This is a genomic window from Ferruginibacter sp. (assembly GCF_031430955.1).
Taxonomy (GTDB): domain Bacteria; phylum Bacteroidota; class Bacteroidia; order Chitinophagales; family Chitinophagaceae; genus Ferruginibacter.
This window is the reverse complement of sequence record NZ_JANPCM010000648.1, coordinates 1-1,726: the sequence shown is the minus strand read 5'-3', so window position 1 is coordinate 1,726 and position 1,726 is coordinate 1. Positions and strand designations below refer to the sequence as shown.

2 protein-coding genes and 1 pseudogene are annotated in these 1,726 nt (G+C 35.9%); all 3 read left to right on the top strand.

Annotation, left to right across the window (positions count from 1 at the left end; translation table 11 throughout):
• A partial coding sequence (locus ACY65O_RS18400) for an SLC5/6 family protein (protein ID WP_462222321.1) occupies window positions 1-696 on the top strand: 696 nt, incomplete at its 5' end.
• A gap of 67 nt (window positions 697-763) precedes the next feature.
• Entirely contained in the window at window positions 764-1,495 is a 732-nt protein-coding gene (locus ACY65O_RS18395; RefSeq protein WP_462222320.1) for an LOG family protein, read from the top strand.
• A pseudogene (locus tag ACY65O_RS18390) lies at window positions 1,495-1,726 on the top strand (methyltransferase); the annotation flags it as partial. The gene ACY65O_RS18395 and the pseudogene ACY65O_RS18390, both read left to right, overlap by 1 nt.

Here is a 1,726-nt window from a genome sequence, read left to right as displayed (position 1 = left end):
ATCCTTTACCTGTATGCCAGCACAAATAATATAACGGTTGCGCCGGATGATCTTTTTCCCACCATTGCATTGAGCGATGCATTCAGTGGCACTATCGGTATTATTTTTATCATCGCATTAATATCTGCCTTATTCCCCAGCGTAGATGGCGCAATAACATCTCTCACTTCCTGTTTTTGTATAGATATTTTAGGGATAAATAAAAAGGAAGGAACTGAAAAAGAAAAGAAGCGAACAAGATTAAAAGTGCATTTTACTTTTGCGATTGTATTTTTTATAATGGTACTTATCTTTAAAGCCATCAACGATAAATTAATTATTGACTTTATTTTGAAATTTGCCGGCATTACGTACGGCCCGCTGCTGGGTTTATTCTCTTTCGGTATCTTAACCAAACGTACTTTAAATGATAAATTAATTTGGACGGTTTGTATAATTGCACCATTAATGGCTTTAGGTTTGGATATGCTGAGCAGCCCCGAATGGTACGAAAAGAAACTGCATGTTACACTTGGATTAAAATCTGTTTCAGAAAGTATTTTTAGTGGTTACAAAATTGGTAACGAATTGATTTTAATTAACGGGATATTTACTTTTTTAGGGTTATGGTTTATTTCTAAAAAAGGTGCTAATAAATCATTTGAGCCGGAAGCCAGTCATTCAGAAAAAATAATCAACAGCATTGGGGCGAAATAATTTGTAAAAATTATATTATACCTTTACACCGTTAGTAAGTGCCATTCCACACAATAAAAAGTGTAGAATGGCATTCTATTTATACAATCAAAACAAAAAAATGAACGGATCAATTAACGCTTTAAAACAACGCAGCTGGAAAGAAAGCCAGGCACACAGCAGTTGGCAAATATTTAAAATAATGGCTGAGTTTGTTGATGGCTTTGAAGCACTGAGCAGGATTGGCCCCTGCATTTCTATTTTTGGGAGTGCCAGAACAAAACCCGGCAATAAATATTATGAGCTGGCAGTAGAGATTAGTAAGCGCCTTGCCGAAGAAGGTTTTGGAATTATCAGCGGTGGCGGGCCCGGTATTATGGAAGCTGCAAATAAAGGTGCATCCATTGCAGGCGGCAAATCTGTTGGTATTAATATTGATCTGCCTTTTGAGCAGCACCCCAATCCGTTTATTGACAGGGATAAATCTTTAAACTTTGATTTTTTCTTTGTAAGAAAAGTAATGTTTGTAAAATACAGCCAGGGTTTTATAATGATGCCCGGCGGCTTTGGTACGATGGATGAATTTTTTGAAGTGGCAACACTTATTCAAACAGGAAAATTTAAACAATCACCCATGATACTGGTGGGCAAAAGTTACTGGGGCGGATTAATAAAATGGATAAAAGAAACTATGGGAGAAGAGGAACATAATATTAATCCTGAAGATTTAAATTTAATTCACCTGTTTGATACTGCAGAAGAAGTAGTGGATTTTATGCTGGATTATTATAAAACAAAACCTTTAGCACCAAATTTTTAATGGAGATAATAAATCATATTGCAGAAGATTATGCCAAACAATTTTCATCGCCGTTAGATGAAATATTGCAGGAGATAGAAGATAATACATTGCAGCATCATCCGCATGCACAAATGCTGAGTGGCCATGTGCAGGGCAAAGTTTTAGAAATGATAAGCTGCATGATTAAGCCGCAGCAAATTTTAGAAATAGGAACGTTTACGGGCTTTAGTGCTTTGTGTTTATTAAAAG

Excerpts from the sequence above, each read along its gene's own strand:
- ACY65O_RS18395 (WP_462222320.1), top strand. The coding sequence starts at position 764 with ATGGCATTCTATTTATACAATCAAAACAAAAAAATGAACGGATCAATT.